Annotated in this window: 23 protein-coding genes; 12 read left to right on the top strand and 11 right to left on the bottom strand. The window is 67.9% G+C overall.

Annotation, left to right across the window (positions count from 1 at the left end; all coding sequences use genetic code 11):
- The first annotated feature begins 89 nt into the window (after nt 1-89).
- Nucleotides 90-725, top strand: a complete 636-nt coding sequence (locus ABQE93_RS26805; protein WP_448411860.1) for a DUF7341 domain-containing protein — start codon at nt 90-92, stop codon at nt 723-725.
- 13 nt (nt 726-738) lie between these two features.
- On the opposite strand, the gene ABQE93_RS26800 is transcribed toward ABQE93_RS26805, so the two are convergent.
- The 5 genes from ABQE93_RS26800 to ABQE93_RS26780 all read right to left on the bottom strand — a co-directional run bounded on the left by ABQE93_RS26800 (nt 739) and on the right by ABQE93_RS26780 (nt 3,261).
- Nucleotides 739-1,047 (bottom strand): type II toxin-antitoxin system PemK/MazF family toxin, encoded by a 309-nt coding sequence (locus ABQE93_RS26800; RefSeq protein WP_448411858.1) that lies wholly within the window; start codon nt 1,045-1,047, stop codon nt 739-741.
- An 11-nt stretch (nt 1,048-1,058) separates the two neighbouring features.
- On the bottom strand, nt 1,059-1,406 hold the full coding sequence (locus tag ABQE93_RS26795) for a hypothetical protein (protein WP_448411856.1): 348 nt from the start codon (nt 1,404-1,406) through the stop codon (nt 1,059-1,061).
- 455 nt (nt 1,407-1,861) lie between these two features.
- Complete coding sequence (locus tag ABQE93_RS26790; RefSeq protein ID WP_448411854.1) at nt 1,862-2,191, bottom strand: DUF6907 domain-containing protein; 330 nt, start codon at nt 2,189-2,191, stop codon at nt 1,862-1,864.
- Nucleotides 2,188-2,541 (bottom strand): hypothetical protein, encoded by a 354-nt coding sequence (locus tag ABQE93_RS26785; protein ID WP_448411853.1) that lies wholly within the window; start codon nt 2,539-2,541, stop codon nt 2,188-2,190. Before ABQE93_RS26785 ends, ABQE93_RS26790 begins: the two co-directional genes overlap by 4 nt.
- A gap of 48 nt (nt 2,542-2,589) precedes the next feature.
- Entirely contained in the window at nt 2,590-3,261 is a 672-nt protein-coding gene (locus ABQE93_RS26780; RefSeq protein ID WP_448411851.1) for an MBL fold metallo-hydrolase, read from the bottom strand.
- A gap of 143 nt (nt 3,262-3,404) precedes the next feature.
- Between ABQE93_RS26780 and uvrA the strand changes: the two genes are divergently transcribed.
- Nucleotides 3,405-6,308: an excinuclease ABC subunit UvrA gene (uvrA, locus tag ABQE93_RS26775; RefSeq protein ID WP_448411849.1), complete on the top strand. Its 2,904-nt coding sequence runs from the start codon at nt 3,405-3,407 to the stop codon at nt 6,306-6,308.
- Nucleotides 6,309-6,314: 6 nt separating this feature from the next.
- Here uvrA and ABQE93_RS26770 read toward each other — a convergent pair whose 3' ends face one another.
- The 4 genes from ABQE93_RS26770 to ABQE93_RS26755 form a co-directional block, all read right to left on the bottom strand.
- Nucleotides 6,315-7,475, bottom strand: a complete 1,161-nt coding sequence (locus ABQE93_RS26770; protein WP_448411847.1) for a winged helix DNA-binding domain-containing protein — start codon at nt 7,473-7,475, stop codon at nt 6,315-6,317.
- Between the two features lie 6 nt (nt 7,476-7,481).
- A complete protein-coding gene (locus ABQE93_RS26765) occupies nt 7,482-7,793 on the bottom strand; it encodes a hypothetical protein (protein ID WP_448411845.1) in 312 nt (103 codons plus the stop codon).
- 90 nt (nt 7,794-7,883) lie between these two features.
- Nucleotides 7,884-11,216 carry a bifunctional lysylphosphatidylglycerol synthetase/lysine--tRNA ligase LysX gene (gene lysX / locus ABQE93_RS26760; protein ID WP_448411844.1) on the bottom strand — a complete coding sequence of 1,111 codons (3,333 nt, stop codon included), beginning with the start codon at nt 11,214-11,216 and terminating at the stop codon, nt 7,884-7,886.
- A 45-nt stretch (nt 11,217-11,261) separates the two neighbouring features.
- A complete protein-coding gene (locus tag ABQE93_RS26755; protein WP_448411842.1) occupies nt 11,262-11,633 on the bottom strand; it encodes a DUF1844 domain-containing protein in 372 nt (123 codons plus the stop codon).
- Between the two features lie 229 nt (nt 11,634-11,862).
- Here ABQE93_RS26755 and infC point away from each other — a divergent pair, with 229 nt between their 5' ends.
- The 4 genes from infC to ABQE93_RS26735 are packed head-to-tail and all read left to right on the top strand — an operon-like array spanning nt 11,863 to nt 13,872.
- Nucleotides 11,863-12,459 (top strand): translation initiation factor IF-3, encoded by a 597-nt coding sequence (gene infC / locus ABQE93_RS26750; protein WP_448411866.1) that lies wholly within the window; start codon nt 11,863-11,865, stop codon nt 12,457-12,459.
- A 13-nt stretch (nt 12,460-12,472) separates the two neighbouring features.
- A complete protein-coding gene (gene rpmI, locus ABQE93_RS26745; protein WP_163904918.1) occupies nt 12,473-12,667 on the top strand; it encodes a 50S ribosomal protein L35 in 195 nt (64 codons plus the stop codon).
- Between the two features lie 45 nt (nt 12,668-12,712).
- A complete protein-coding gene (rplT, locus tag ABQE93_RS26740; RefSeq protein ID WP_448411840.1) occupies nt 12,713-13,102 on the top strand; it encodes a 50S ribosomal protein L20 in 390 nt (129 codons plus the stop codon).
- Nucleotides 13,103-13,125: 23 nt separating this feature from the next.
- A complete protein-coding gene (locus ABQE93_RS26735) occupies nt 13,126-13,872 on the top strand; it encodes a TrmH family RNA methyltransferase (RefSeq protein WP_448411838.1) in 747 nt (248 codons plus the stop codon).
- Here the strand turns inward: ABQE93_RS26735 and ABQE93_RS26730 are convergent.
- On the bottom strand, nt 13,859-15,100 hold the full coding sequence (locus ABQE93_RS26730) for an acyl-CoA dehydrogenase family protein (RefSeq protein WP_448411837.1): 1,242 nt from the start codon (nt 15,098-15,100) through the stop codon (nt 13,859-13,861). The genes ABQE93_RS26735 and ABQE93_RS26730 overlap by 14 nt on opposite strands.
- Nucleotides 15,101-15,104: 4 nt before the next feature.
- Entirely contained in the window at nt 15,105-16,154 is a 1,050-nt protein-coding gene (locus ABQE93_RS26725; protein WP_448411864.1) for an oxygenase MpaB family protein, read from the bottom strand.
- 223 nt (nt 16,155-16,377) lie between these two features.
- On the opposite strand from ABQE93_RS26725, the gene ABQE93_RS26720 reads away from it, so the two are divergent.
- The 6 genes from ABQE93_RS26720 (at nt 16,378) to argB (ending at nt 24,057) form a co-directional block, all read left to right on the top strand.
- On the top strand, nt 16,378-17,268 hold the full coding sequence (locus ABQE93_RS26720; RefSeq protein WP_448411835.1) for an adenylate/guanylate cyclase domain-containing protein: 891 nt from the start codon (nt 16,378-16,380) through the stop codon (nt 17,266-17,268).
- A 28-nt stretch (nt 17,269-17,296) separates the two neighbouring features.
- Nucleotides 17,297-18,340, top strand: coding sequence for a phenylalanine--tRNA ligase subunit alpha (gene pheS / locus ABQE93_RS26715; protein ID WP_448411834.1), 1,044 nt, complete (start codon nt 17,297-17,299; stop codon nt 18,338-18,340).
- A complete protein-coding gene (pheT, locus tag ABQE93_RS26710; RefSeq protein ID WP_448411832.1) occupies nt 18,340-20,826 on the top strand; it encodes a phenylalanine--tRNA ligase subunit beta in 2,487 nt (828 codons plus the stop codon). Before pheS ends, pheT begins: the two co-directional genes overlap by 1 nt.
- 116 nt (nt 20,827-20,942) lie before the next feature.
- Nucleotides 20,943-21,977, top strand: a complete 1,035-nt coding sequence (gene argC, locus ABQE93_RS26705; protein ID WP_448411830.1) for an N-acetyl-gamma-glutamyl-phosphate reductase — start codon at nt 20,943-20,945, stop codon at nt 21,975-21,977.
- Nucleotides 21,974-23,188, top strand: coding sequence for a bifunctional glutamate N-acetyltransferase/amino-acid acetyltransferase ArgJ (gene argJ, locus ABQE93_RS26700; protein WP_448411828.1), 1,215 nt, complete (start codon nt 21,974-21,976; stop codon nt 23,186-23,188). Before argC ends, argJ begins: the two co-directional genes overlap by 4 nt.
- Nucleotides 23,185-24,057 (top strand): acetylglutamate kinase, encoded by an 873-nt coding sequence (gene argB / locus ABQE93_RS26695; RefSeq protein WP_448411827.1) that lies wholly within the window; start codon nt 23,185-23,187, stop codon nt 24,055-24,057. The genes argJ and argB overlap by 4 nt, the downstream gene beginning before the upstream one ends.
- The last annotated feature ends 24 nt before the right edge of the window (nt 24,058-24,081 follow it).

The raw sequence follows: 24,081 nt of genomic DNA, 5'->3' as shown, positions 1-24,081 counted from the left end.
GTTCGCGTCCGTCTTGACCAGCTTCCAGGGCGGGTCATGGGCGTGTTGCGGACGGCCGGTTGTCGCGTGTGGGGGTGAGAATGGCTGGCATGAGTGTCGCTGCTGATGGCGTGTTGGCGCCTGCGTTGGATCGGTTGTATGCGGCGGTGGCTGGGTTGATTGATCCGGTGCAGCAGTGGCATGGCGGGCGTCTGTTGGTCGGGCCGAGCTTGTACGAGCAGTTGGTTGACGCGCTGGGCGGGTCGCGGGGTCATGGTGAGCGTCGTGCGGTGGCTGCCGGGTCTCGGTCGCCGTTGTGGGTGCCGGCGTTTGATTTACGCCGCGACATTGATGACACCGTCCGGCGGTGGTGCCCGTCAGGCGGGTCGACGCCGGGGCGGTTGCGGTCGTTGGCGGCGACCGGGTATCGGCCGCAGGACACGGCCCAGGTTGAAGACGTTGCGGTCGTTGTTGAGTCGTGGGCGGTGAGCGTCAAGGCCTTGTTGGAGCCGCAGCGGGTGAAGCACTTTTCGGTGCCGTGTCCGGCGTGTGCCGCGACTCATGTGTACCGGCGTGATCATGGTGGGGATACGGTGCGGCAGCCTGCGTTGCAGATTGTTGCCGAGCAGGGCTGCACGTGTCAGGCGTGTAAGGCGACGTGGATGCCGCAGCACTATTTGCTGCTGTGCAAGGTTCTCGGCTTCGACGCGCCGAAGGGCATTGCTGACTGGGAGCGTCCGCAGTAAATCCGCGAAACCCTTAGACATCGAAGGCCGCGCGTAGGCCGTCGTCGATTTTTCGCATCATTGGCCGCGAGAACGCCCCGCATCGCTCACGAATATCCTCTGGATAGATGAGTTCGATGTCGTCGCACAAGACACGTCCATGCACGATTTCGTTCGGGTCAATTGGGACGATTGAGTCGAGTGGTGGTTTGTTCGAGGTTGTAATACGTGCCGCCAAGGCTGTGCCGAGCGCACGGTTTCGACCGTTGTTAGAGACGATTACGTACAGCTTCGCCTCACCGACGTGCGGTAGAAATGCGGAGTAAACGGCTCCGCGGAGCATTGGCCCTTCGTTCACGCGTCGTCGGCGTGCCGTGGCCGACGACGCAAATGGCGATTTAATTGCAGGTTGTGTGCATGCTTCTGGTAGTCAGGGTCGTTGCTGAGTTGGTGGTAGCCGATTTCGTTGCGGGCTTGCTGGACCACCGTCTTGATGCCCACTCGCATCAGTGCATGCACAATGCGCTCTTCGGGTAGGTGCCTAAGCTGCTCAACCGCACACGATGTCTCATCCACACTGGCGAGAGCGAGCATTTTGAAGACGGCTGGAACCGACACCACGTCCTCGATGGCGTGGAGGTCGTCTTCTGTCAATTCAATCTCAGCGCTGCGCACCACTGGCGATTTCGAACAACCAGCCATAACACCAGTGTGTCATATCGGGCGTTGACCGCAACGAAAATACGGGTGTCCGTGGTCGTGGAAACCCCCGCTTCGAGGTCCGAACCGGTGCTGCTAGCGAATGGCTTGTGCTTTCCCAACAGAGGTCGGCCCGCCACCGAAATGACGGGCCGACCCGGTTGAGGCGCGTCAGTCGCCCATCAGAAACTCTCGCGACAAGGGCGGGTGTCCCGTGCCCGGCTCGAGGCTGAGTCGCGTCTCTGCGATGTCGCGGAACCGTGGAGGACAGTTGTCACGCAGGACCGCGTGTCGCGTGCGTTCTTTGCACACTGAGCACTTGAGTGTGGCGGTCATGCGCCACCCCGCAGGATGAAGATTGTCGTCCTCGGCGCGGTTGTCATCCAGGCGGCGGTAGCTGTCGGCGACCATTCGGAGGTTCCCGCATACGCAGCACAGAGCGCGATTCTTGGCCGCGCTCATCGTGTCACCGCCTCGTCCTCGGAGTCGACTACGTCCGCGACGGCGATCAGCGCTGCCGCGAGTGACCTTGCCTCCGTGGGTGTCAGGTGCAATGAGTCGGGCCGGTCGACCTCAACCTCGATATCGACGTCGGGCAGCTTGCCGGGCTTTTGGTAGGCCAGCACACTGACTTTCCCGCCGTCGTCGTCGTGGGAAACCGGTGTGACGTGCCATTCGCCCATACAGAACTGGTCCTCAGCGAACAGCGCGTCCGGGTGGCCGTCTCCGGCGCGGCACCACGGCGCGCACGTGATCGGCGGCGGGACCAGCCGCAACGAGGCGCTCATCGCGACGCCTCGATTCCTTCGTGGTTGTTCATCTGCTCAACCTCGTCGGCAGCGGCTGCCAGCGCAGCGGCGAGCTGGCGGGCCTGCCCGACCGAGAAGCTGTCATCGTCGATCGCGATGTTGCGCTCAATGCGCCCATCGGCATGCTGCTCGCCGTTGATCAGGACGGAGACGCTGCCGCCGTTTCCGTATTCGACGGCCCAGGAGGAGCCGGTGAAGTGGCGCAGCGACCCCGGCTCACCGCCGTTCAACGGTGGGTCTCCGATGCGCTGGTCAGGGTGATACCAGGAATCGACGCTAACAGCGCCGGCCGGCATCTGAATGTTGGCGGCGGTTGGTGTGGTGGTCATGGTGACTGTCCCCTTTCGATGCGGTTAACGGTGGACAGTCAGACGGATTCACCAGCCGCGTTCGCGCCACTCCGATAGGTGGGGGCGCTCTTCGCCAAGTGTGGTGTCGTCACCGTGGCCGGGGTAGACGATGGTGTTGTCCCCGTATCGGGCGAAGACCTTGGTTTCGAGACCCCCCATGAGTGATTCGAACTCGTCCGGGCGTGTTGTCCGTCCAGGACCGCCCGGAAACAGGCAATCACCGGTGAACAGGTGGGTGGCCTCATCGGCGCCGTCCAGCGCAAGCGCCACCGAGCCCGGGGTGTGGCCCTGCAGGTGAATCACGTCGAAGGTCAGGTCACCGATCTTGATGGTGTCGCCGTGTTCGAGGATCCGGTCCGGCTTGACCGGCAGCGGCTCGACGTCGAGTTGGTGCGCGGCGGTCGGGGCGCCGGTGGTGTCGGCGACCGCCGCCAGCGCCTGCCAGTGGTCGAAGTGCTGGTGGCTGGTCACGATCAGCGACAGTTTCGGGGCCTGCTTCTCGATCAGCTCGAGCAGGATCTCCGCGTCGTTGGCGGCGTCGATCAGCAGCGTCTCGCCGGTTCGGGAACATGTGACCAGGTAGGCGTTGTTGTCCATCGGGCCGACCGAAACCTTGACGATCGTGGCGCCGGGAAGCGTGCGCCGAGCCGCGGTCTGGGGCTCGACGTGGCCGGTGTAGTTGTCATCGACGTGTGTCATGCCTCGACTCCTCCTCGTTCCGGTCCCGCTCGTTGTCGTCTTCGGGAGGCATGAGGCCACGGTATCGGGCTTGTCGGTGGCGGCACATAACATGGGCGTGAACTGTTTTTCCGGGAGGACTGTGTCGTTGAAAGTAACCGGGCGTGGCTGACCGCCTGATCATCAAAGGGGCGCGCGAACACAACCTACGAAGCGTTGATCTTGATTTGCCCCGCGACGCGCTGATCGTCTTCACCGGGTTGTCCGGGTCGGGCAAGTCGTCGCTGGCCTTCGACACCATCTTCGCCGAGGGGCAGCGCCGTTACGTCGAGTCGCTGTCGGCCTACGCGCGGCAGTTCCTGGGCCAGATGGACAAACCCGACGTCGATTTCATCGAGGGTCTCTCGCCGGCGGTGTCCATCGACCAGAAGTCCACGAACCGCAACCCGCGCTCCACCGTCGGCACCATCACCGAGGTCTACGACTATCTGAGGCTGCTCTACGCCCGCGCGGGCACCCCGCACTGCCCGGTCTGCGGGGAGCGCATCGCCCGCCAGACCCCGCAGCAGATCGTCGACCAGGTGCTCGCCATGGACGAGGGGCTGCGCTTCCAGGTGCTCGCGCCGGTCGTGCGCACCCGCAAGGGCGAGTTCGTCGACCTGTTCGACAAGCTCAACACCCAGGGGTACAGCCGGGTGCGCGTCGACGGCGTGGTGTATCCGCTCACCGAACCGCCCAAGCTGAAAAAGCAGGAGAAACACGACATCGAGGTCGTCGTCGACCGCCTGACGGTGAAGGCCACCGCCAAACAGCGGCTCACCGATTCGGTGGAGACCGCGCTGAACCTGGCCGACGGCATCGTGGTGCTCGAGTTCGTGGATCGCGAAGACGACCATCCGCACCGCGAGCAGCGGTTCTCCGAGAAGCTGGCCTGCCCCAACGGGCACCCGCTGGCCGTCGACGACCTCGAACCACGGTCGTTCTCGTTCAACTCGCCCTACGGCGCCTGCCCCGAGTGCGTGGGGCTGGGCATCCGCAAGGAGGTCGACCCCGACCTCGTCATCCCGGATCCGGACCTCACGTTGGCCGAGGGCGCCATCGCGCCGTGGTCGATGGGGCAGACAGCCGAGTACTTCACCCGGATGCTGTCCGGCCTTGGCGATTCGCTCGGGTTCGATGTCGACACCCCGTGGAAGAAGCTTCCGGCCAAGGCGCGCAAGGCGATCCTGGAGGGCTGCGACGAGCAGGTGCACGTGCGGTACAAGAACCGCTACGGCCGGACCCGTTCGTACTACGCCGATTTCGAAGGCGTGATGGCGTTCCTGCAGCGCCGCATGGAGCAGACCGACTCCGAGCTGATGAAGGAGCGCTACGAGGGCTTCATGCGCGACGTGCCCTGCCCGGAGTGTCAGGGCACCCGGCTCAAACCGGAGATCCTCGCGGTCACGATGGCGGCGGGGCAGTTCGGCGACAAGTCGATCGCCGAGGTGGCCGAGCTGTCGATCGCGGAATGCGCTGAGTTCCTCAACGCGCTGACGCTCGGCGCGCGCGAACAGGCCATCGCGGGCCAGGTGCTCAAGGAGATCCAGTCGCGGCTCGGGTTCCTGCTCGACGTCGGGTTGGACTACCTGTCGCTGTCGCGGGCCGCGGCCACGCTGTCCGGCGGTGAGGCGCAACGGATTCGGCTGGCCACCCAGATCGGCTCCGGGCTGGTCGGCGTGCTGTACGTGCTCGACGAGCCGTCGATCGGGCTGCATCAGCGCGACAACCGCAGGCTGATCGACACGCTGATCCGGCTGCGGGATCTGGGCAACACGCTGATCGTCGTCGAACACGACCTCGACACCATCGCCCACGCCGACTGGGTCGTCGACATCGGGCCCGCCGCCGGCGAGCACGGTGGCCAGATCGTGCACAGCGGCCCGTACGACGACCTGGTGAAGAACCCGGAATCACTCACGGGCGCTTACCTTTCGGGCAAAGAAGAGATCGAGGTACCCGCGATCCGGCGCCCGGTCGACAAGAAGCGCCAACTCACCGTCGTCGGCGCGCGCGAACACAACCTACGCGAGATCGACGTGACGTTCCCGCTCGGCGTGCTGACCTCGGTCACCGGCGTCTCGGGCTCGGGTAAGTCGACGCTGGTCAACGACATCCTGGCGTCGGTGCTGGCCAACAAGCTCAACGGCGCCCGTCAGGTGCCGGGCCGGCACACGCGGGTGACCGGCCTGGACAAGGTGGACAAGCTGGTGCGTGTCGACCAGTCGCCGATCGGCCGGACGCCGCGGTCCAACCCGGCGACCTATACCGGGGTGTTCGACAAGATCCGCACGCTGTTCGCGGCCACCACCGAAGCCAAGGTCCGCGGCTATCAGCCGGGCCGGTTCTCGTTCAACGTCAAAGGCGGTCGCTGCGAGGCGTGTTCGGGTGACGGCACGATCAAGATCGAGATGAACTTCCTGCCCGATGTGTACGTGCCGTGCGAGGTGTGCCACGGCGCCCGCTACAACCGCGAGACCCTCGAGGTGCACTACAAGGGCAAGACCATCGCGGAGGTGCTCGACATGTCCATCGAGGACGCCGCCGAGTTCTTCGCGCCGATCACCTCGATCCACCGGTACCTGCAGACGCTGGTCGACGTCGGGCTCGGCTACGTCCGGCTCGGGCAGCCGGCGCCGACGCTGTCCGGTGGGGAGGCGCAGCGCGTCAAGCTGGCCTCCGAACTGCAGAAGCGGTCGACCGGGCGCACGGTCTACATCCTCGACGAGCCGACCACGGGTCTGCACTTCGAGGACATCCGAAAGCTGCTCAAGGTGATCAACGGCCTTGTCGACAAGGGCAATACGGTGATCGTCATCGAGCACAACCTCGACGTGATCAAGACCTCCGACTGGATCATCGACATGGGCCCAGAAGGCGGTGCCGGCGGTGGCACGGTGGTGGCCACCGGTTCACCCGAAGACGTGGCCCTCAACCCGGACAGCTACACCGGCCACTTCCTCGCCGAGTGCCTTGGTGTGCAACGGCCCGCGCCGAAGAAGCGCAAGCGCAGCAAGGTCAGCGCCTAGGGGAACTCACCCCGGTTTGGACAGGGGAGAGGGGAACCGCGGGCTGATCCGGACACCGTCGAGCCAGTCGGTCAGCTCGTCGGCGCGCTGCTGCAGCGCTTTGTGGGCGTCACGGCCCACGTCCTCGACAAGCCGAACCGCGACCCTGCCGTCGGCGTCCTGGAGCCAGCCTCCGACGATGCGGCCGTCGCACCAGGCGGTGGGCCCGCCGTTGCCGTTCCTGTCGAACACCTGGCTGCGGTGATCGCCCAGGTACCAGTCGCGGTCGAACCAGCCCATGGTGGTGACGTCCAGGCCGGGCAACAGCGCGCACCACGGTCCGGGTTCGGGTTCCACGTCGAGGTCGTCGGGCAGCACATAGCCCGGGGTGCCGTCGAGGTCGATCTGGACGGCGTCGAGATCGCGCAGCGCCTGGCGTGCCCAGGTCATCGTGTTGCCGAACCACCACTTGATATCGGTGACGGTGGCCGGTCCGAAACTGCGCAGCCATCGGCCCACCAGTGCGGTGCGCGCCACGTCGGAATCGGCTGCGGCAGCGCCGTTCACCCATTGCGTGGTCGCCACCCAGCGCGGTCGCGAGGTGGTCCACCCGCCCTCGTTCGGCCCGCGCATGATGTAGCCGCGCGCGGCCAGAACCGTCAAAATCCTTGGCGCCAGGGGTGTTTCACCGCCCCACCGTTTACCCGGCGCCGGGTCGTAGCTGCCAGCCAGTTCCGGCAAGGCGTTGCGCAGATCTCTGGCGTTGGTCGGCCCGTTGTCGGTCAGGTGGCGCAACACCGCCGAGCAGGCGGCGTCCAGCCAGGCCTCACCGTCGGTGCAGCCGCCGGCTTTCTTGGCGTCGGCGATGAGCCGGCGCGCTTCGTTGTCGGCGACCCGGTCGCTGGCCGCGGCCTGGACCAGCGGCAGGTCGGCGGTGCGCACCATCCACAGCGTCCGCCGCATCGCCAGGTGCTTGACCACGCGACGACGGTCGTAGAGCTCGGTGTGCACGTCGGCCACGGTGACTCCGGGCACCCGCGCCCACAACGACAGGTACGGCGTCGCCGGATCGGTGGCGTGCAGCCCGACGAGATCGCCGGTGACCGTATCGGTCGAGTCGGCCGGGGCTTTGAGAAAGTGACGTCGTGCGAGCCGGGCGCGCCGCTCGGCAACCGTGAATGAACGCATCGTCCGCTACGTCGCGTCGTCGTCCTTCATCGACTCCCGGATCGCGGCCAGCCGCTCGGCGGCCGCGCGTTGACGCTTCTCGTACTGCTCCTCGGCGCTGCGGCCCTGCGGAGTCTCGGCGGCCAACTCGGACCCGCCGATCGCGGTGCCGTAGCGGGTTTCGATCTTTTCGCGCACCGACTCGAACGTGGGAACCCCGCTGGCCGTGTAGCCGGTCTCGGCCGGGTCAGCAGCCGGAGGCGTCGGCGTCGGTTCGACGAGCTCGCCCTCGATGGCGGGTTCCGGCTCGGGTGTGGGTTCGTCGGGTGAGTCCGGCATGCGCCCACCGTACTCTGCCGCGAACGTTCCTTACCGCTCGAAACTTGGCCGAATTCTCGAGCGGTAAGGAACGTTCGTCGGTGTGGAGGACTAGCGCGGTTTGGCCAACGGGAACGGCAACGTCTCACGGATGCTGCGCCCGGTGATCAACATGACCACCCGGTCGACGCCCATGCCCAGCCCGCCCGTCGGGGGCATCGCGTACTCCATGGCCTGCAGGAAGTCCTCGTCGAGCTCCATCGCCTCGGGGTCACCACCGGCGGCCAGCAGCGACTGCTCCTGCAGCCGCCTGCGCTGCTCGACCGGATCGGTCAATTCGCTGTACGCGGTGCCCAGCTCCACCCCCCACGCCACCAGGTCCCAGCGTTCGGCGACGCCGGCGATGCTGCGGTGCGGACGGGTCAGCGGCGACACCGACGTCGGAAAGTCCTTGTAGAAGGTCGGCTCCTCGGTGCGGTCCTCGACGAGGCGCTCATAGAGTTCCAGCACCACCGCACCGGCGTCCCAGTGCGTCAGATAGGGGATGCCGGCCGCGTCGCACAGTTTGCGCAGCGTCGCCAGGTCGGTGTCGGGGCCGATGTGGTCGCCCAGCGCCTCCGACACCGCGTCGTGCACGGTCTTGACCGTCCACGTCCCGGAGATGTCGACCGGCTCCAGCGTCCCGTCGTCGTCGCGGGGGCGCAGAAACACCTGCGCGCCGTTGGCGGCCTGCGCGGCGGTCTGGATCAGCTCCCGGCATCCGTCGATCCAGACGTGGTAGTCCGCGTGCGCCTGGTACGCCTCCAACAGCGTGAATTCGGGGTTGTGGCTGAAGTCCACCCCCTCGTTGCGGAAGGCGCGGCCCAACTCGAAGACCCGCTCGACCCCGCCGACGCACAACCGCTTCAAGTACAGCTCCGGGGCGATGCGCAGATACAGATCCAGGTCGTAGGCGTTGATGTGGGTGAGAAACGGTCGCGCGTTCGCCCCGCCGTGGATCTGCTGCAGGATCGGCGTCTCGACCTCCAAAAACCCCTTGGCCACCAAGGTTTCGCGAATAGCGTGCAGGACATTGCTGCGCGCCCGGATCAGGTCGCGGGCCTCGTTGTTGATCGCCAGGTCGACGTACCGCGCGCGCACCCGGGCCTCCTGGTCGGTCAGACCCTTCCATTTGTCGGGCAGCGGCCGCAGGCACTTTCCGGTCAGCCGCCAGCTGTGCACCAGCAGCGACCGGGTGCCGTTGCGGCTGTAGCCCATCACGCCGGACACCGCGATCAGGTCACCCAGATCGATCGCGTGGGTGAAATCCGCCGTCGAGCCGGCCTCGAGCACCGAATTGTCCAGCAGCAGTTGAACTTCCCCGGACCAGTCCCGAAGCTGCGCGAACAGCACCCCGCCGTAGTCGCGCAGCCGCAGCACACGACCCGCGACGGTCACGGCGGTGTCGTCGCCGGCGTCCAGCGCCTTGGCGATCGTGTGGCTGGGCTGCTGACCGACCGGATACGGGTCGACGCCGCTGTCCTGCAGCGCTTTGAGTTTGGCCATCCGGACCCGCACCTGTTCGGGAAGCCGCGCCCGGCCGTTGTCGGGCAGGTCGGCCTGCAGGTCGTCGACGTCGGGGGCGCTGCCGTCGGTGTTCAGCAGCCCCGACTCCAGCAGGTTTTGCGGTGCGGCGATGTGCTGGCCGGTGTGGGGTTGGGCGTGGCGGCGCGAAAACGGCAGCACCAGAAAGCCTTCGGCGATCACCGATGCGACGCCGACGCGCGGGACCAGGCGGGCGTCGTCGTAACAGGCGTAGCGCGGCACCCATTGCGGCTGGTACTTCATGTTCGACCGGTACAGCGTCTCGAGCTGCCACCACCGCGAGAAGAACACCAGCAGCCACCGCCACAGCCGCGCGACCGGCCCCGCGCCGAGCTGAGCACCCTGCTCGAACGCCGACCGAAACATCGCGAAGTTCAACGAGATACGCGTCACCCCAACGGTTTCGGACTGCATGCACAGTTCGCTGACCATCAGCTCGATGGTGCCGTTGGGTGACTGCGGTGAGCGACGCATCAGGTCCAGTGAGACGCCGGTGGTGCCCCACGGCACCAACGACAGCATCGCCACCACGCGATCATTCCCGCCCGACCCCCCGGCGTCGTTCTGGACCGCCTCCACGAGAAGACAATCGCCGTCGGCCGGGTCGCCGAGCCGGCCCAAAGCCATCGAGAAGCCGCGCTCGTCGTCGGTGTCGCGCCAGGCGTCGGCCCGCTCGATCACCCGCGCCATCTCGGCACCGTCGATGTCGCGGTGCCGACGGATCCGGACGCCGACGCCGGCGCGGCGCGCCCGCGTCACGGCCTGACGCACGGCCCGCATGTCGGGTCCGGAGAGCCGGAAGTCCTCGGGATGCAGGATGGCCTCGTCGCCGAGCTGCAGCGCGTTGAGGCCGGCGGCGCGAAACGCCTCGGCCCCCGCGGAGCTGGCGCCCATCACACCGGGCGCCCAGCCGTACGTCTCGCACAGCTGCAACCAGGCGGCGATGGCCGCTTGCCACGCCTTTGGATCGCCGACGGGGTCACCGCTGGCCAGGCAGACGCCGACCTCGACGCGGTAGGAGATGGCCGCGCGGCCGTTGGGCGCGAATACCACGGCCTTGTCGCGGCGGGTGGCGAAGTAACCCAGGGAGTCGTTCTTGCCGAACAGTTCGAGCAGCCCGCGGATCGCCGACTCGTCTTCACCGGTGAGCGCGTTCTCGGCGCGTTGGGACTGGAACAGCACGACGGCCGCGGCCATCAGCGCGAGCGCGCCGAACAGCCCGAGCATCGCGTCGACGAAGACGTGCGGTTGGCCGGCGAAGTACGACGCGTCCGCGCCGGCGAACGCGCTGACCCGGTTCAGCGCGTACCAGAACCGGTCGTCGGGGGCCAGCGTTCCGGGAAACGCCTGCAGCAACGCCCATCCGATCGCGGTGCCGACGGCCATCCCGACGATCAGGGTGGCGGCGGCCTTCACCAGCGCCCCGCGGCGGACCTTCGCCCAGAACTCGCGCCGGGCCAGCACCAGGAACAGGATCGCCACGATGTGGAAGACCAGCCCAATGACCTCGCCGATCTCCTCCATCACCGTCTCGTCGCCTGCGACGAGGTCCCCGATGTTCCAGCCGATCGCGGCCAACAGGTAGCCGATCAGGATCCACCAGGCGATGCGTTTGCGGGCCGCCAGCGCAGCGGCCAGCAGCGCCAGCACGAACGCCCAGGCGAAGCTGGTATCGGGGAAGTTGAAGATGTACTCGTTGACGAACTCGCGCGGCACCCTGATCAACGAGCGGATCGCGGGGGAGACGCTGGCGATCAGGGACAGGGTGGCGATGACGCCGACGGTCCACCCGGCTGCCGCGGGCACCCACCGGTGCCTGGAACTGGAGCGGGCGGCGAGGGTGGGGCTGGCAACCGTCATAGGCCGCGAGAATATTCGCTCGACCTGGAAATTTCGTGCGACGCGCTACCGCACCGGACCCGTGTATTTCTCCCCGGGGCCGTGCCCGGGTTCGTCGGGGGCGGCGCTGGATTCCCGGAAGGCCAGCTGCAGCGTCTTCAGCCCGTCGCGGACCGGGCGGGCGTGCGGTCCGAGATACTCTGCCGAGGCGGTGACCAGCCCGGCCAGCGCGGTGATCAGCCGGCGCGCCTCGTCGAGGTCGCGGTGCGGGCTCTCGTGCGGGTCGTCGGCGGACAGGCCGAGCTTTTCGGCCGCTGCGCTCATCAACATGACCGCCGACCGGGTGATCACCTCCACCGCGGGGATTTCGGCCAGCTCGCGAACCGGAACGGCGTCGGAGGCGGCGCCGTCCGGCGGAGTGTCAGGAACCTCGGTCATCCCTGCTAGACTGGCATACGCGACCGTCCCGGCATACGCCAGGGACAGCAAGTGGAGTCCCTCTCCCACCGTTGGCCTCGGAGACTATCCGACGGCTCAGCGGTCCGGTCAGGCGTCACCGACGCCTGTTCTGGTCGGCATCGGGCCCTGCTTTGAGCAGGGCTTTTCTGTTCGACGAGCAGAACGATGACGGGGTCCGGGCCTCCTCGAGGACAACATAGGAGGGCCCATCAGCACTGAGACCCGCGTCAACGAGCGCATTCGAGTACCTGAAGTCCGCCTGATCGGACCAGGTGGCGAGCAGGTAGGCATTGTGCGCATCGAAGACGCTCTCCGCGTCGCCGCGGACGCCGATCTCGACCTTGTCGAAGTTGCCCCGAACGCCAGACCTCCGGTCTGCAAGATCATGGACTACGGCAAGTACAAGTACGAGACGGCGCAAAAGGCGCGCGAGTCTCGCAAGAACCAGCAGCAGACCGTCGTCAAGGAACAGAAGCTCCGTCCCAAGATCGACGACCACGACTACGAGACCAAGAAGGGCCATGTGGTCCGGTTCCTGGAAGCGGGGTCGAAGGTCAAGGTGACGATCATGTTCCGCGGACGCGAGCAGTCGCGGCCCGAACTGGGATACCGACTCTTGCAACGGCTGGGCGCCGACGTCGCCGATTACGGCTACGTCGAGACGGCCGCCAAACAGGACGGACGAAATATGACGATGGTGCTGGCCCCGCATCGCGGCGCGAAGACTCGCGCCAAGGCGGCACACGATGCGGACGCACCGCCCGCGCAGCGCGCAAGCGGTGCAGCACAGACCGAGCAACGATAGAACTGAGGACCCAATGCCCAAGGCGAAGACCCACAGCGGCGCTTCGAAGCGTTTCCGGCGCACCGGAACCGGAAAGATCGTGCGTCAGAAGGCCAATCGTCGACACCTGCTCGAGCACAAGCCGTCTACCCGCACCCGTCGGCTGGCAGGCCGCACCGAGGTGTCGGCGAACGACAAGAGCCGCATCAAGAAGATGCTCAACGGCTGACCACGCCCGACACCTGTACGACCACCAACGATTAGGAACACTCTCATGGCACGCGTAAAGCGCGCAGTCAACGCTCAGAAGAAGCGGCGCACGATCCTCAAGGCATCCAAGGGTTACCGCGGTCAGCGCTCACGGCTGTACCGCAAAGCCAAAGAGCAGCAGCTGCATTCGTTGGGCTATGCCTACCGTGACCGGCGTGCCCGCAAGGGCGAGTTCCGCAAGCTGTGGATCTCCCGGATCAACGCCGCGGCCCGCGCCAACGACATCACCTATAACCGGCTGATCCAGGGCCTGAAGGCCGCCGGCGTCGAGGTCGATCGCAAGAACCTCGCCGAGATCGCGGTGAGCGATCCGGCCGCGTTCACCGCGCTGGTCGACGTCGCCAGGGCCGCGCTGCCTGAGGACGTGAACGCGCCCTCCGGAGAGGCCGCCTGACGCTCACCGAGCGCTCCGCTCGGGTGGCGGCGGCGGTCAAACTGCACCGCCAGATCGCACGACGACGCGCCGCGCGCTTCCTCGCCGAAGGGCCCAACCTCGTCGAGGCGGCGTTGCGGCGCGGACTCGTCTCGGAGGTCTTCGCCACCGAATCCGCGATGGGCCGGTTCGGCTCGATGCTGGCCGACGTCCCCGTGCACCTGGTCACCGAGCGCGCCGCAAAGGCGTTGTCGGACACCGTGACACCGGTCGGCCTGGTCGCGGTGTGCACCATGCCGCAGACGACGCTCGCCGACGTCCTGGTGCAACCGCGGCTGGTCGCCGCCGCGGTGGGCATCTCCGAACCCGGTAACGCCGGCACGCTGATCAGGGTGGCCGATGCGATGGGCGCCGACGCGGTGGTGCTGACCGGAAACAGCGTCGACCCGTACAACGGCAAGTGCCTGCGCGCGTCGGCGGGCAGTATCTTTTCGGTGCCGGTGGTGTCCGAGGCCGACGCGCGGGTGACGCTGCAGTCCTTGCGGGAAGCCGGATTACAGGTGTTGGCGACCACCCTCGACGGTGAGATGTCGCTGGAGGATCCCGCCCTGTCACTGCGGAAGCCGACGGCGTGGCTGTTCGGACCCGAGGCGCACGGTCTGCCGGCCGAGTTGGCCGCACTGGCCACCCACCGGGTGCAGATACCGATGCCCGGCAACGCCGAGAGCCTCAACGTGGCGTCGGCCGCGGCGATCTGCCTCTACCTGAGCGCACGGGCTAGCCGCCGTTGAGCAACCCCCGTGCCACGTGGGTGATCTGCACCTCGTTGCTGCCGGCGTAGATCATCAGCGATTTGGCGTCGCGCGCCAACTGCTCGACCCGGTATTCGGTCATATAACCGTTGCCGCCGAACAGCTGCACGGCGTCCATCGCCACATCGGTCGCGGCCTGCGAGCAGTACCACTTGATCGCCGAGGCCTCCGACAGCGAAATCGAATAACCCTTCTCGCCGGCTTCGATCACCCGGAACAACATGTTGCGCACGTTCATTCGGGCGACTTCCATGTTGGCCAGCTTGAGCTGGATGAGCTGGAACTGCGCGATCTCCTGGCCCCAGAGCTTGCGGTTCTTGGCGTAATCGACACACAGCCGCAGGCATTCCTCGATGACACCCAACGCCATCGCGGCCACGCCGATCCGCTCGGCGGAGAAGCTCGACCGCGCGCTGGCCCGCCCGTCGGAAGCACCGCTGGCCCCATCTCCTTCGGTCTCACCGAGCAGCCGATCGCGGCCGAGGCGGACGTTGTTGAAGAACAGCTCACCGGTGCGCGATGAGTGAATACCCATCTTGCGGAACGGCTTTGACTGCACAAAGCCCTCCATCCCGCGGTCCAGCACGAACGGCAACACCTTGCGGTCGCGCTTGTCGACACCGGGTTCGTCGAGTTTGGCGTACACCACGACCACGTCGGCGTCGGGCCCGTTGGTGATGAAGGTCTTCTGACCGTTGAGGATGTAGTCGTCCCCGTCGCGCGTGACATAGGACTTCATGCCGCCGAACGCATCAGAACCCGAATCGGGTTCGGTGATGGCCCACGCGCCGACCTTCTCGTAGGTGACCAGCTCGGGCAGCCAGCGTTCCTGCTGGGCCAGGGTGCCACGGCTCATGATCGTCGGCACGGTCAGACCCAGGCTGACGCCCATGCCGGTGACGACGCCCATGCACACCCGGCACAGTTCGCTGACCACGACGAAACCCATCCCGCCGGAACCGCCGAGCACGCTGCCGCCGCCCGACTCGCCGGACGACTCGCCGCCGTCGCGCAGCCGGGCCAGCCGCTTGTTGAGCGATTCGCGAGCCATATCGGCGATACCGAACGTCGCGAACAGCTTGCGGATGATGGGGTAGGGCTCCATCTCGCCGCTTTCCAGCGCGTCGACGTGGGGACGAATCTCCTTGTCTACGAACTCACGTACGGCATCGCGGACGGCAAGGTCGACATCAGACCATTCGAGCATGCAGTCATGCTGCCTTACCGGATTTTTGCCCGCGCCCCCGGGCCGGTCGACGCAAACCCGCCAGCGAGAACGTGGTATGCACCAGTGAGCCGGCACGGTCCAGCAGCGACTTGTGCTGCGGCACGTAGTGCATCGGCAGACCACGCCGGTCCGGCGGCGGCGCCATGAACCCGGGCGCCTCGACCAGCGGCGCGTCGGGAGGCAGTTTGCCCTGGGCGCGACGGTAGGCCGACAACGCCCGCGGGTGCAGCCGGATCTCTTCGGGCACCGCGACGAACGCGAACTCCACCAACTTGCCGAACAGACGCAGCAGCACCTCGTCGCCGGGGGTCCAGCGCATCCCGGCCTTCTCCCGCAACGCCTCGTCGAACAACCCGGCCGCGATCCAGCGCTGCGCGCCGACCATCGGTTTGAAGATCTGGTCCCACATCGGCGTGGGCATCAGCACGAACCACGGTTTGGGGATGCGGATGTCGAAGATGTCCAGGGTGGCGCGGTTGACCTCCAGCTCGTCGCGGCACTTGGCCTCCCAGTACACCTGGAAGTCCTCCCAGGTCTCGGGGACCGGGCGCATGCTCATTCCGTACATCCGGTACCACTGCACGTGTTCTTCGAACAGCTGGCGTTTCTCGGCTTCGGTCAGCCCGCCGCAGAAGTACTCGGCCGTCTTGATGATGAGCATGAAGAACGTGGCGTGGGCCCAGTAGAAGGTCTCGGGGTTCAGTGCGTGGTAGCGGCGGCCTTCGGCGTCGACGCCTTTGATGTCGTGGTGGTAGCTCTTGATCTGCGCGCCGGTGTCGGCGGCGCGCTCGCCGTCGTAGACCACGCCCATGATCGGGTACACCGAGCGGGCCACCCGCTGAAGCGGTTCGCGCAGCAGGATGGAATGGTCCTCGACGCCCGCGCCGAGTTCGGGGTACATGTTCTGGATCGCGCCGATCCACACCCCGAGCATGCCGGTGCGCAGGTCACCGAAGTACTTCCACGTCAGCGAATCGGGCCCGAGCGGGTCTGCGGCCGCATCTGCGTTCGTGATCGTTGTCATCCCGGTCATCGCTGCCTCGCTGCAATCCAGTACCGACGGTTTCACCTCACGATAATGTTGACAACGTTTGTTGTCTATGATTTGCCGGGCGCGTCGGCCGATGCGTTACCGAGCGGCGACTGATGCGCCACAACCGCGTGATCAGGGCGGTCGCCGGCGGTTTCGCAAAGCGGAGGCCGGCTTCGCTCGCGGGAAATTGCTCGGCGACCGACGGCCCGCTTAGGCTGGCGACGTGGATCGCGAGCCGTTCGACGAACGAGCCGACGACACCCGCGAACCCGCAGCCGATGTGGAACTGCGGCGCCCGACCGGACCGTTGCGCTGGCTTATGGAGACCAATCACCATCCGGGCGTCGTCGCGTTTCTGCGGCGCACCCGGCGTGCGCTGCCTGGTGACCCCGAGTTCGGCGATCCGTTGTCGACGGCAGGTGAGGGCGGTCCACGGGCCGCCGCCCGCGCCGCCGACCGCTTCCTGAACCGCGATGCGGCCACCCGCGAGGTCAGCCTCGGGGCGCTGCAGGTATGGCAGGCCCTGACCGAGCGGGTCTCCGGTTCCCCCGCCAACCGGGAGGCGACGCTGGTCTTCACCGACCTGGTGGGCTTCTCGTCGTGGTCGCTGACCGTCGGCGACGGCGCCACGCTGCAACTGCTGCGGCGGGTGTCCCAGGCGGTCGAGCCCCCGCTGCTGGAAGCCGGCGGACACATCGTCAAACGCATGGGCGACGGCCTGATGGCGGTGTTCGCCGACCCGACGACGGCGGTGCGCGCCGCGATCGCGGCCCGCGAGGCCGTCAAAACCGTTGAGGTGGACGGCTATACCCCGCGGATGCGGGTCGGGGTGCACACCGGATATCCGCAGCGCATCGGGTCGGACTGGCTGGGCGTCGACGTCAACGTCGCCGCGCGCGTGATGGAGCGCGCCACCAGGGGCGAGCTGGTGGTCTCGCAGAGCACCCTGGAGCGGATCTCCGACGAGGATTTCGAATCGCTTGGTGTCGAGGCCAAACGCCTGCGCAAGCAGGTGCTGATGGCCAAACAGGACGGCGTCCCGGCCGATCTCGACATGTACCGGCTGCGCAAGCGGCGCCGGCGGGCCGCCGACGGCGATACGCCGGGGAGCTAGCGATTCGGGCGTCGCCTATGATCGCCGGGTGGCTGATCAGCCCGTAGACCTGTCCCAAGACGCGCTGACCGAGGTCGTCGGCGCGGCTCGGCGCGCCTTCGCTCAGGCCGCCGACCTCGACGCGCTCGCGCGCGCGAGGACCGCGCACCTCGGCGACCGTTCACCGGTGGCGCTGGCCCGGCAGTCGCTTGGCGCGCTGCCCAAGACCGATCGCGCCGACGCCGGCAAGCGGGTCAACGTGGCCCGCGGTGAGGTGCAGCAGGCCTACGACGAACGGCTCGCGGCGCTGCGCGCCGAACGCGACGCGGCGGTGCTGGTCGCCGAGCGCATCGACGTCACGCTGCCGTCGACCCGGCACCAGATCGGCGCCCGTCACCCGATCACGATCCTGGCCGAGCACGTCGCCGACGCCTTCGTCGCGATGGGCTGGGAGCTGGCCGAGGGCCCGGAGGTCGAGACCGAGCAGTTCAACTTCGACGCGCTGAACTTCCCGCCCGACCATCCGGCCCGCAGCGAACAGGACACCTTCTATATCGCGCCGGAAGGGTCGCGTCAGGTGCTGCGCACCCACACCTCGCCGGTGCAGATCCGCGCGCTGCTGGAGCGTGACCTGCCGGTCTACATCGTCTCGATCGGGCGCACGTTCCGCACCGACGAACTCGACGCCACCCACACCCCGGTGTTCCACCAGGTCGAGGGGCTCGCCGTCGACAAGTGCCTGACCATGGCCCATCTGCGCGGCACGCTGGATGCGTTCGCCCGCTCGCAGTTCGGCCCCGCGGGGCGGACCCGGTTCCGGCCGCACTTCTTTCCGTTCACCGAACCGTCCGCCGAGGTCGACATCTGGTTCGAGGACAAGAAAGGCGGCCCCGACTGGGTGGAGTGGGGCGGCTGCGGCATGGTCAACCCGAATGTGTTGCGCGCCTGCGGCATCGACCCCGACGTCTACTCGGGGTTCGCCTTCGGCATGGGGTTGGAGCGAACCTTGCAGTTCCGCAACGGCATTCCGGATATGCGCGACATGGTCGAAGGTGACATCCGGTTCTCGTTGCCGTTCGGGGTAGGGGCCTGATGCGGCTGCCGTACAGCTGGCTGCGCGACGTCGTCCGGGCCGGCGCCCCGGGCTGGGACGTTGGTCCCGACGAACTCGAGCACGCCCTGATCCGCATCGGCCACGAGGTCGAAGAGGTCATCCCCGTCGGCCCGGTCAGCGGGCCGCTGAGCATCGGGCGCGTCGTCGAGATCGAGGAACTCACCGAGTTCAAGAAACCGATCCGCGCCGTGAAGGTCGACGTCGGCGAAGCTGGGCCGCGCGATATCGTCTGCGGCGCAACGAACTTCGCCGTCGACGATCTGGTCGTGGTGGCGCTGCCGGGCGCCACGCTGCCGGGCGACTTCACGATCGGCAGCCGAAAGACCTACGGGCGCACCAGCGACGGCATGATCTGCTCGGCCGCCGAACTGCGCCTCGGCGTCGACCACACCGGCATCATCGTGCTGCCGGCGGGCACCGCCGAACCGGGCGCACCTGCCGCCGACGTGCTCGGCCTCGACGACGTCGTGTTCCACCTGGCCATCACCCCCGACCGCGGCTACTGCCTGTCGGTGCGGGGGCTGGCCCGCGAGATCGCCAACGCCTACGACCTCGACTTCGTCGACCCCGCCGACGTGCCCGCGCTGCCCGCCGACGGTGAGGCGCTGCCCGTCACCGTGCAGCAGGGCACCGGCGTCCTGCGGTTCGGCCTGCGTCCGGTCTCCGGCATCGACCCGGCCGCCGTATCGCCGTGGTGGCTGCAGCGCCGGCTGCTGCTGTCGGGGATCCGCGCCATCTCACCGGCCGTCGACGTCACCAACTACGTGATGCTCGAACTCGGCCACCCGATGCACGCCCACGACCGCAGCCTGATCACCGGCGGCTTCGCGGTGCGCTTCGCCAACCCGGGGGAGACGGTCGTGACGCTCGACGACGTCGAACGCAAACTCGATCCCGGTGACGTGCTGATCGTCGACGACGTGGCCACCGCCGCGATCGGCGGTGTGATGGGCGCGGGCACCACCGAGGTGCGCGACAGCACCACCGACGTCCTGCTGGAGGCTGCGGTGTGGGATCCGGCGGCGGTGTCGCGCACCCAGCGGCGCCTGCACCTGCACAGCGAGGCCGGCCGGCGCTACGAGCGCACCGTGGATCCGGCGATCTCGGTCGCCGCGCTGGACCGCTGTGCCGGACTACTCGCCGAGATCGCCGGCGGCGCCGTACAACCCACGCTGACCGACTGGCGCGGTGACCCACCCCGCGACAACTGGTCGCCGCCGCCGGTGCGCATGGCCGTCGACCTGCCCGACCGCACCGCGGGCATCGCGTACCCGCCGGGCACCACCGAGAAGCGGCTCACCCAGATCGGCGCCGGCGTCGTCGCCGCCGACGGGGAGGTGACCGTCGTGCCGCCGAGCTGGCGGCCCGACCTGCGTCAGCCGGCCGATCTGGTCGAAGAGGTGCTGCGGCTGGAGGGGCTCGAGCAGATCCCGTCGGTGCTGCCGCTGGCGCCGGCCGGGCGCGGTCTGACCGCGCTGCAGAAGCGCCGCCGGGCCATCGGAAAAGCGTTGGCGTTCAACGGCTACGTCGAGGTGCTCCCGACGCCGTTCCTGGCGGCCGCGGTGTTCGACCAGTGGGGCCTGCCCGCCGACGACCCGCGACGCTCGACCACCAAGGTGCTCAACCCGCTGGAAACCGACCGCCCGCACCTGGCGACCACGCTGCTGCCGGGTCTGCTGGAGGCGCTGAACCGCAACGTGTCGCGCGGCGCGGGCGATGTGTCGCTGTTCGCGATCGCGCAGGTCGTGGAGCCCACCGCGCAGACCCGCCCGGTCGAGCGGATCGCGACCGACCGACGCCCCACCGACGACGAGATCACCGCGCTGGACGCCTCGCTGCCGCGGCAGCCGCAACACGTCGCGGCGGTGCTGACCGGACTGCGCGAAGCCGTCGGGCCGTGGGGACCCGGCCGGCCCGCCGAAGCCAGCGACGCGTTCGAGGCCGTGCGGCTCATCGGCCGGGTGACCGGGGTCGACCTCGTGCTGCGGCCCGCGCAGCACCTGCCGTGGCACCCCGGGCGGTGCGCCGAGGTACTCGTCGGCGACATCGTCGTCGGCCATGCCGGGGAACTGCACCCCGCGGTGCTCGAGCGCTCGGGGCTGCCCAAGCGCACCTGCGCCGTCGAACTCGACCTCGACGCGGTGCCGGTCGTCGAGAGGCGTCCGGCGCCTGCGGTGTCCCCGTTCCCGGCGGTGTTCCAGGACGTCAGCCTCGTGGTCGACGCCGACGTCTCGGCCCAGAGCGTCATCGAGGCCGTGCGCGAGGGTGCGGGCCCGCTGGTCGAGGACGTGCGCCTGTTCGATGTCTACGCCGGGCCGCAGATCGGGGAGGGCCGCAAGTCGCTGACCTTGGCGCTGCGGTTCCGCGCCCCCGACCGCACGCTCACCGAGGACGAGGCCAGCGCCGCGCGCGAGGCGGCGGTGCAGGCCGCGGCCACCCGCGTCGGCGCCGTGCAGCGGGGGTAGATTTCCCCCGCGAGCAGACAGAGAATGTTGTTCCTGAGGCGGCTTTCGCACGCTTCTGCGGCTGCTCGGCGATAATGAGTTTGCATACCTCTGCATAACCATGCAGAATTGCCGGCATGGTTTCTGTGGCTGTGGCCGGTGCCAGCGGATACGCCGGCGGAGAGATTCTGCGACTCCTATTGGGTCACCCCGCCTACGCCGACGGACGGCTGCGCATCGGCGCGCTGACCGCCGCGGCCAGCGCGGGCACCTCGCTGGCCGAACACCACCCGAACCTGTTACCGCTGGGCAACCGGGTGCTCGAGGCCACCGACGCAGACGCGCTGAGTGGCCACGACGTGGTCTTTCTCGCGCTGCCGCACGGGCACTCCGCGGCGCTGGCCGACCAACTCGGCCCCGATGTGGTGATCGTGGACTGCGGCGCCGACTTCCGGCTAACCGACTCCAGCGCATGGGAACGGTTCTACGGTTGCGCGCACGCGGGCAGCTGGCCCTACGGGCTCCCCGAGTTGCCTGGCGCGCGGGAGCGGTTGCACGGCGCCAAACGCATCGCCGTGCCGGGCTGCTATCCGACCGCCGCGCTGCTCGCGCTGTGGCCGGCGATCGCCGAGGACCTCATCGAGCCCGCGATCACCGTCGTCTCCGTCAGCGGCACCTCCGGGGCGGGTCGAGCCGCAAAGACCGACCTCCTGGGCTCTGAGGTGATCGGGTCGGCGCGGGCCTACAACGTCGGCGGCAAGCACCGCCACACCCCCGAGATCATCCAGGGGCTCAAGTGCGTCACCGACAAGGACGTGACCGTCTCGTTCACCCCGGTGCTGATCCCGGCCTCGCGCGGGATCCTGGCCACCTGCACCGCACGCACCAGCGCACCCCTTTCGCAGATCCGGGCGGCCTACGAAAAGGCTTACGACGATGAGCCGTTCGTCCACCTGCTGCCCGAAGGGCAACTGCCCAAGACCGGTTCGGTGCTGGGCAGCAACGCCACACAGCTGGGCATCGCGATCGACGAGGACGCCCAGACGTTCATCGGTATCGCGGCGATCGACAACCTGGTCAAGGGCACCGGCGGGGCGGCCGTGCAGTCGATGAACCTCGCGTTGGGCTGGCCGGAGAGCGAAGGGCTTTCGGTCGTGGGTTTCGCGCCGTGACCGGCACGTCGACACAGAGCCGGCTCGTACGCACCCAGGGGGTCACCGCTCCCGCGGGTTTCCGGGCGACGGGAATCGCCGCCGGCATCAAGGCATCCGGCGCCCTGGATCTGGCGCTGGTGTTCAACGAGGGCCCCGACTACGCGGCCGCCGGGGTGTTCACCCGCAACCAGGTGAAAGCCGCGCCGGTGCAGTGGTCACAGCAGGTGCTCACCACCGGCCGGCTGCGGGCGGTCATCCTCAACTCCGGGGGCGCCAACGCCTGCACCGGCCCGCAGGGGTTCCAGGACACCCACGCTACGGCCGAGGCCGTCGCGACCGCGCTGTCGGACTGGGGCACCGAGACCGGCGCGATCGAGGTCGCCGTCTGCTCCACCGGGCTGATCGGCGACCCGCTGCCGATGGACAAGGTGTTACCCGGAGTCACCGAGGTGGTCCACGAGATGGCCGGCGGGCTCACCGGCGGCGAAGAAGCCGCGCGCGCCATCATGACCACCGACACCGTGCCGAAACAGGTGGCGCTGCATCACCCCGCCAACTGGACGGTCGGCGGAATGGCCAAGGGCGCGGGCATGATCGCGCCGTCGCTGGCGACGATGTTGTGCGTGCTCACCACCGACGCCGTCGCGGACGCGCCCGCACTCGATGCGGCGTTGCGCAAGGCCGCCGCCCAGACGTTCGACCGGCTCGACATCGACGGCAGCTGTTCGACCAACGACACGCTGCTGCTGTTGGCCTCCGGCGCCAGCGCGATCACCCCGAGCCAAACCGAACTCGACCACGCGGTGCTGCGGGTGTGCGACGACCTGTGCCAACAACTTCAGGCCGACGCCGAAGGCGTGACCAAGCGCATCAGGATCACCGTGACCGGCGCGGCGTCGGAGGCCGACGCGCTCACGATCGCGCGTATCGTCGCCCGCGACAGCCTGGTCAAGACCGCGCTGTTTGGTTCGGACCCGAACTGGGGCCGCGTGCTCGCCGCCGTCGGCATGGCGCCGTTTCCCCTCCAACCCGATCGGATCACAGTGTCGTTCAACGGCTTTCCAGTATGCGCGGAGCTCACGGGGCTACCCGGCGCGCGCGACGTCGACCTGTCCGGCGAGGAGGTCGACGTCACCGTCGACCTCGGCGTCGGCGCCGCGCAGGCCACGGTGCGCACCACCGACCTGTCCCACGCATACGTCGAAGAGAACTCGGCGTACAGCTCATGAGCATCGAAACCCCGCTCAAAGCAAAGGTGTTGGCGGGCGCGCTGCCGTGGCTCAAACAGATCCACGGCAAGATCGTCGTGGTCAAGTACGGCGGCAATGCCATGACCGACGACGTGCTGAAGGCGGCGTTCGCCGCCGACATGGTTTTCCTGCGTAACTGCGGCATCTACCCCGTGGTGGTGCACGGCGGTGGACCGCAGATCACCGCGATGCTCAATCGGCTTGGTATCGAAGGTGATTTCCGCGGCGGCTTCCGGGTGACCACACCCGAGGTGCTCGACGTCGTGCGGATGGTGCTGTTCGGCCAGGTTGGCCGAGAGCTCGTCAACCTCATCAACGCGCACGGGCCGTACGCGGTCGGTCTCACCGGTGAGGATGCCCAACTGTTCACCGCCGTGCGCCGCAACGTCACCGTCAACGGCGTCGCCACCGACATCGGGCTGGTCGGTGACGTCGAGAGGGTCGACGCCGACGCGCTGCGCGACCTGATCACCGCGGGTCGCATACCGGTGGTGTCCACGATCGCCCCCGACAGCGACGGCGTGGTGTACAACATCAACGCCGACACCGCCGCCGCGGCGCTCGCCGAGGCGTTGGGCGCCGAAAAGCTCGTCGTGCTCACCGACATCGAAGGCCTCTACACCCGTTGGCCCGACCGCGATTCACTGGTCAGCCAGATCGACGTCGCCACGCTCGCCGAACTGATGCCGACGCTCGAGGCGGGCATGGTGCCCAAGATCGAAGCCTGCATGCGCGCCGTATCGGGCGGTGTGCCCAGCGCGCACGTCATCGACGGCCGCGTGGAGCACTGCGTGTTGGTGGAACTGTTCACCGACGAGGGGACCGGAACCAAGGTGATTCCAGCGTGACGCTACTGGACAGATGGCAGACGG

The sequence above is a fragment of the Mycolicibacterium sp. XJ662 genome (assembly GCF_053484035.1).
The sequence above is the reverse complement of the archived record's forward strand: the minus strand, read 5'-3'. Positions and strand labels throughout refer to the sequence as shown.

Bases quoted from the DNA above. Each gene is read 5' to 3' on its own strand.
- ABQE93_RS26780 (WP_448411851.1), bottom strand. From the start codon at position 3,261: ATGACACACGTCGATGACAACTACACCGGCCACGTCGAGCCCCAGACC.
- ABQE93_RS26785 (WP_448411853.1), bottom strand. From the start codon at position 2,541: ATGACCACCACACCAACCGCCGCCAACATTCAGATGCCGGCCGGCGCT.
- ABQE93_RS26770 (WP_448411847.1), bottom strand. From the start codon at position 7,475: ATGCGTTCATTCACGGTTGCCGAGCGGCGCGCCCGGCTCGCACGACGT.
- ABQE93_RS26800 (WP_448411858.1), bottom strand. From the start codon at position 1,047: ATGCTCCGCGGAGCCGTTTACTCCGCATTTCTACCGCACGTCGGTGAG.
- ABQE93_RS26805 (WP_448411860.1), top strand. From the start codon at position 90: ATGAGTGTCGCTGCTGATGGCGTGTTGGCGCCTGCGTTGGATCGGTTG.
- rplT (WP_448411840.1), top strand. From the start codon at position 12,713: ATGGCACGCGTAAAGCGCGCAGTCAACGCTCAGAAGAAGCGGCGCACG.
- ABQE93_RS26790 (WP_448411854.1), bottom strand. From the start codon at position 2,191: ATGAGCGCCTCGTTGCGGCTGGTCCCGCCGCCGATCACGTGCGCGCCG.
- ABQE93_RS26755 (WP_448411842.1), bottom strand. From the start codon at position 11,633: ATGACCGAGGTTCCTGACACTCCGCCGGACGGCGCCGCCTCCGACGCC.
- lysX (WP_448411844.1), bottom strand. From the start codon at position 11,216: ATGACGGTTGCCAGCCCCACCCTCGCCGCCCGCTCCAGTTCCAGGCAC.
- rpmI (WP_163904918.1), top strand. From the start codon at position 12,473: ATGCCCAAGGCGAAGACCCACAGCGGCGCTTCGAAGCGTTTCCGGCGC.
- ABQE93_RS26725 (WP_448411864.1), bottom strand. From the start codon at position 16,154: ATGACCGGGATGACAACGATCACGAACGCAGATGCGGCCGCAGACCCG.
- ABQE93_RS26795 (WP_448411856.1), bottom strand. From the start codon at position 1,406: ATGGCTGGTTGTTCGAAATCGCCAGTGGTGCGCAGCGCTGAGATTGAA.
- pheT (WP_448411832.1), top strand. From the start codon at position 18,340: ATGCGGCTGCCGTACAGCTGGCTGCGCGACGTCGTCCGGGCCGGCGCC.
- ABQE93_RS26730 (WP_448411837.1), bottom strand. From the start codon at position 15,100: ATGCTCGAATGGTCTGATGTCGACCTTGCCGTCCGCGATGCCGTACGT.
- ABQE93_RS26765 (WP_448411845.1), bottom strand. From the start codon at position 7,793: ATGCCGGACTCACCCGACGAACCCACACCCGAGCCGGAACCCGCCATC.
- argC (WP_448411830.1), top strand. From the start codon at position 20,943: ATGGTTTCTGTGGCTGTGGCCGGTGCCAGCGGATACGCCGGCGGAGAG.
- argB (WP_448411827.1), top strand. From the start codon at position 23,185: ATGAGCATCGAAACCCCGCTCAAAGCAAAGGTGTTGGCGGGCGCGCTG.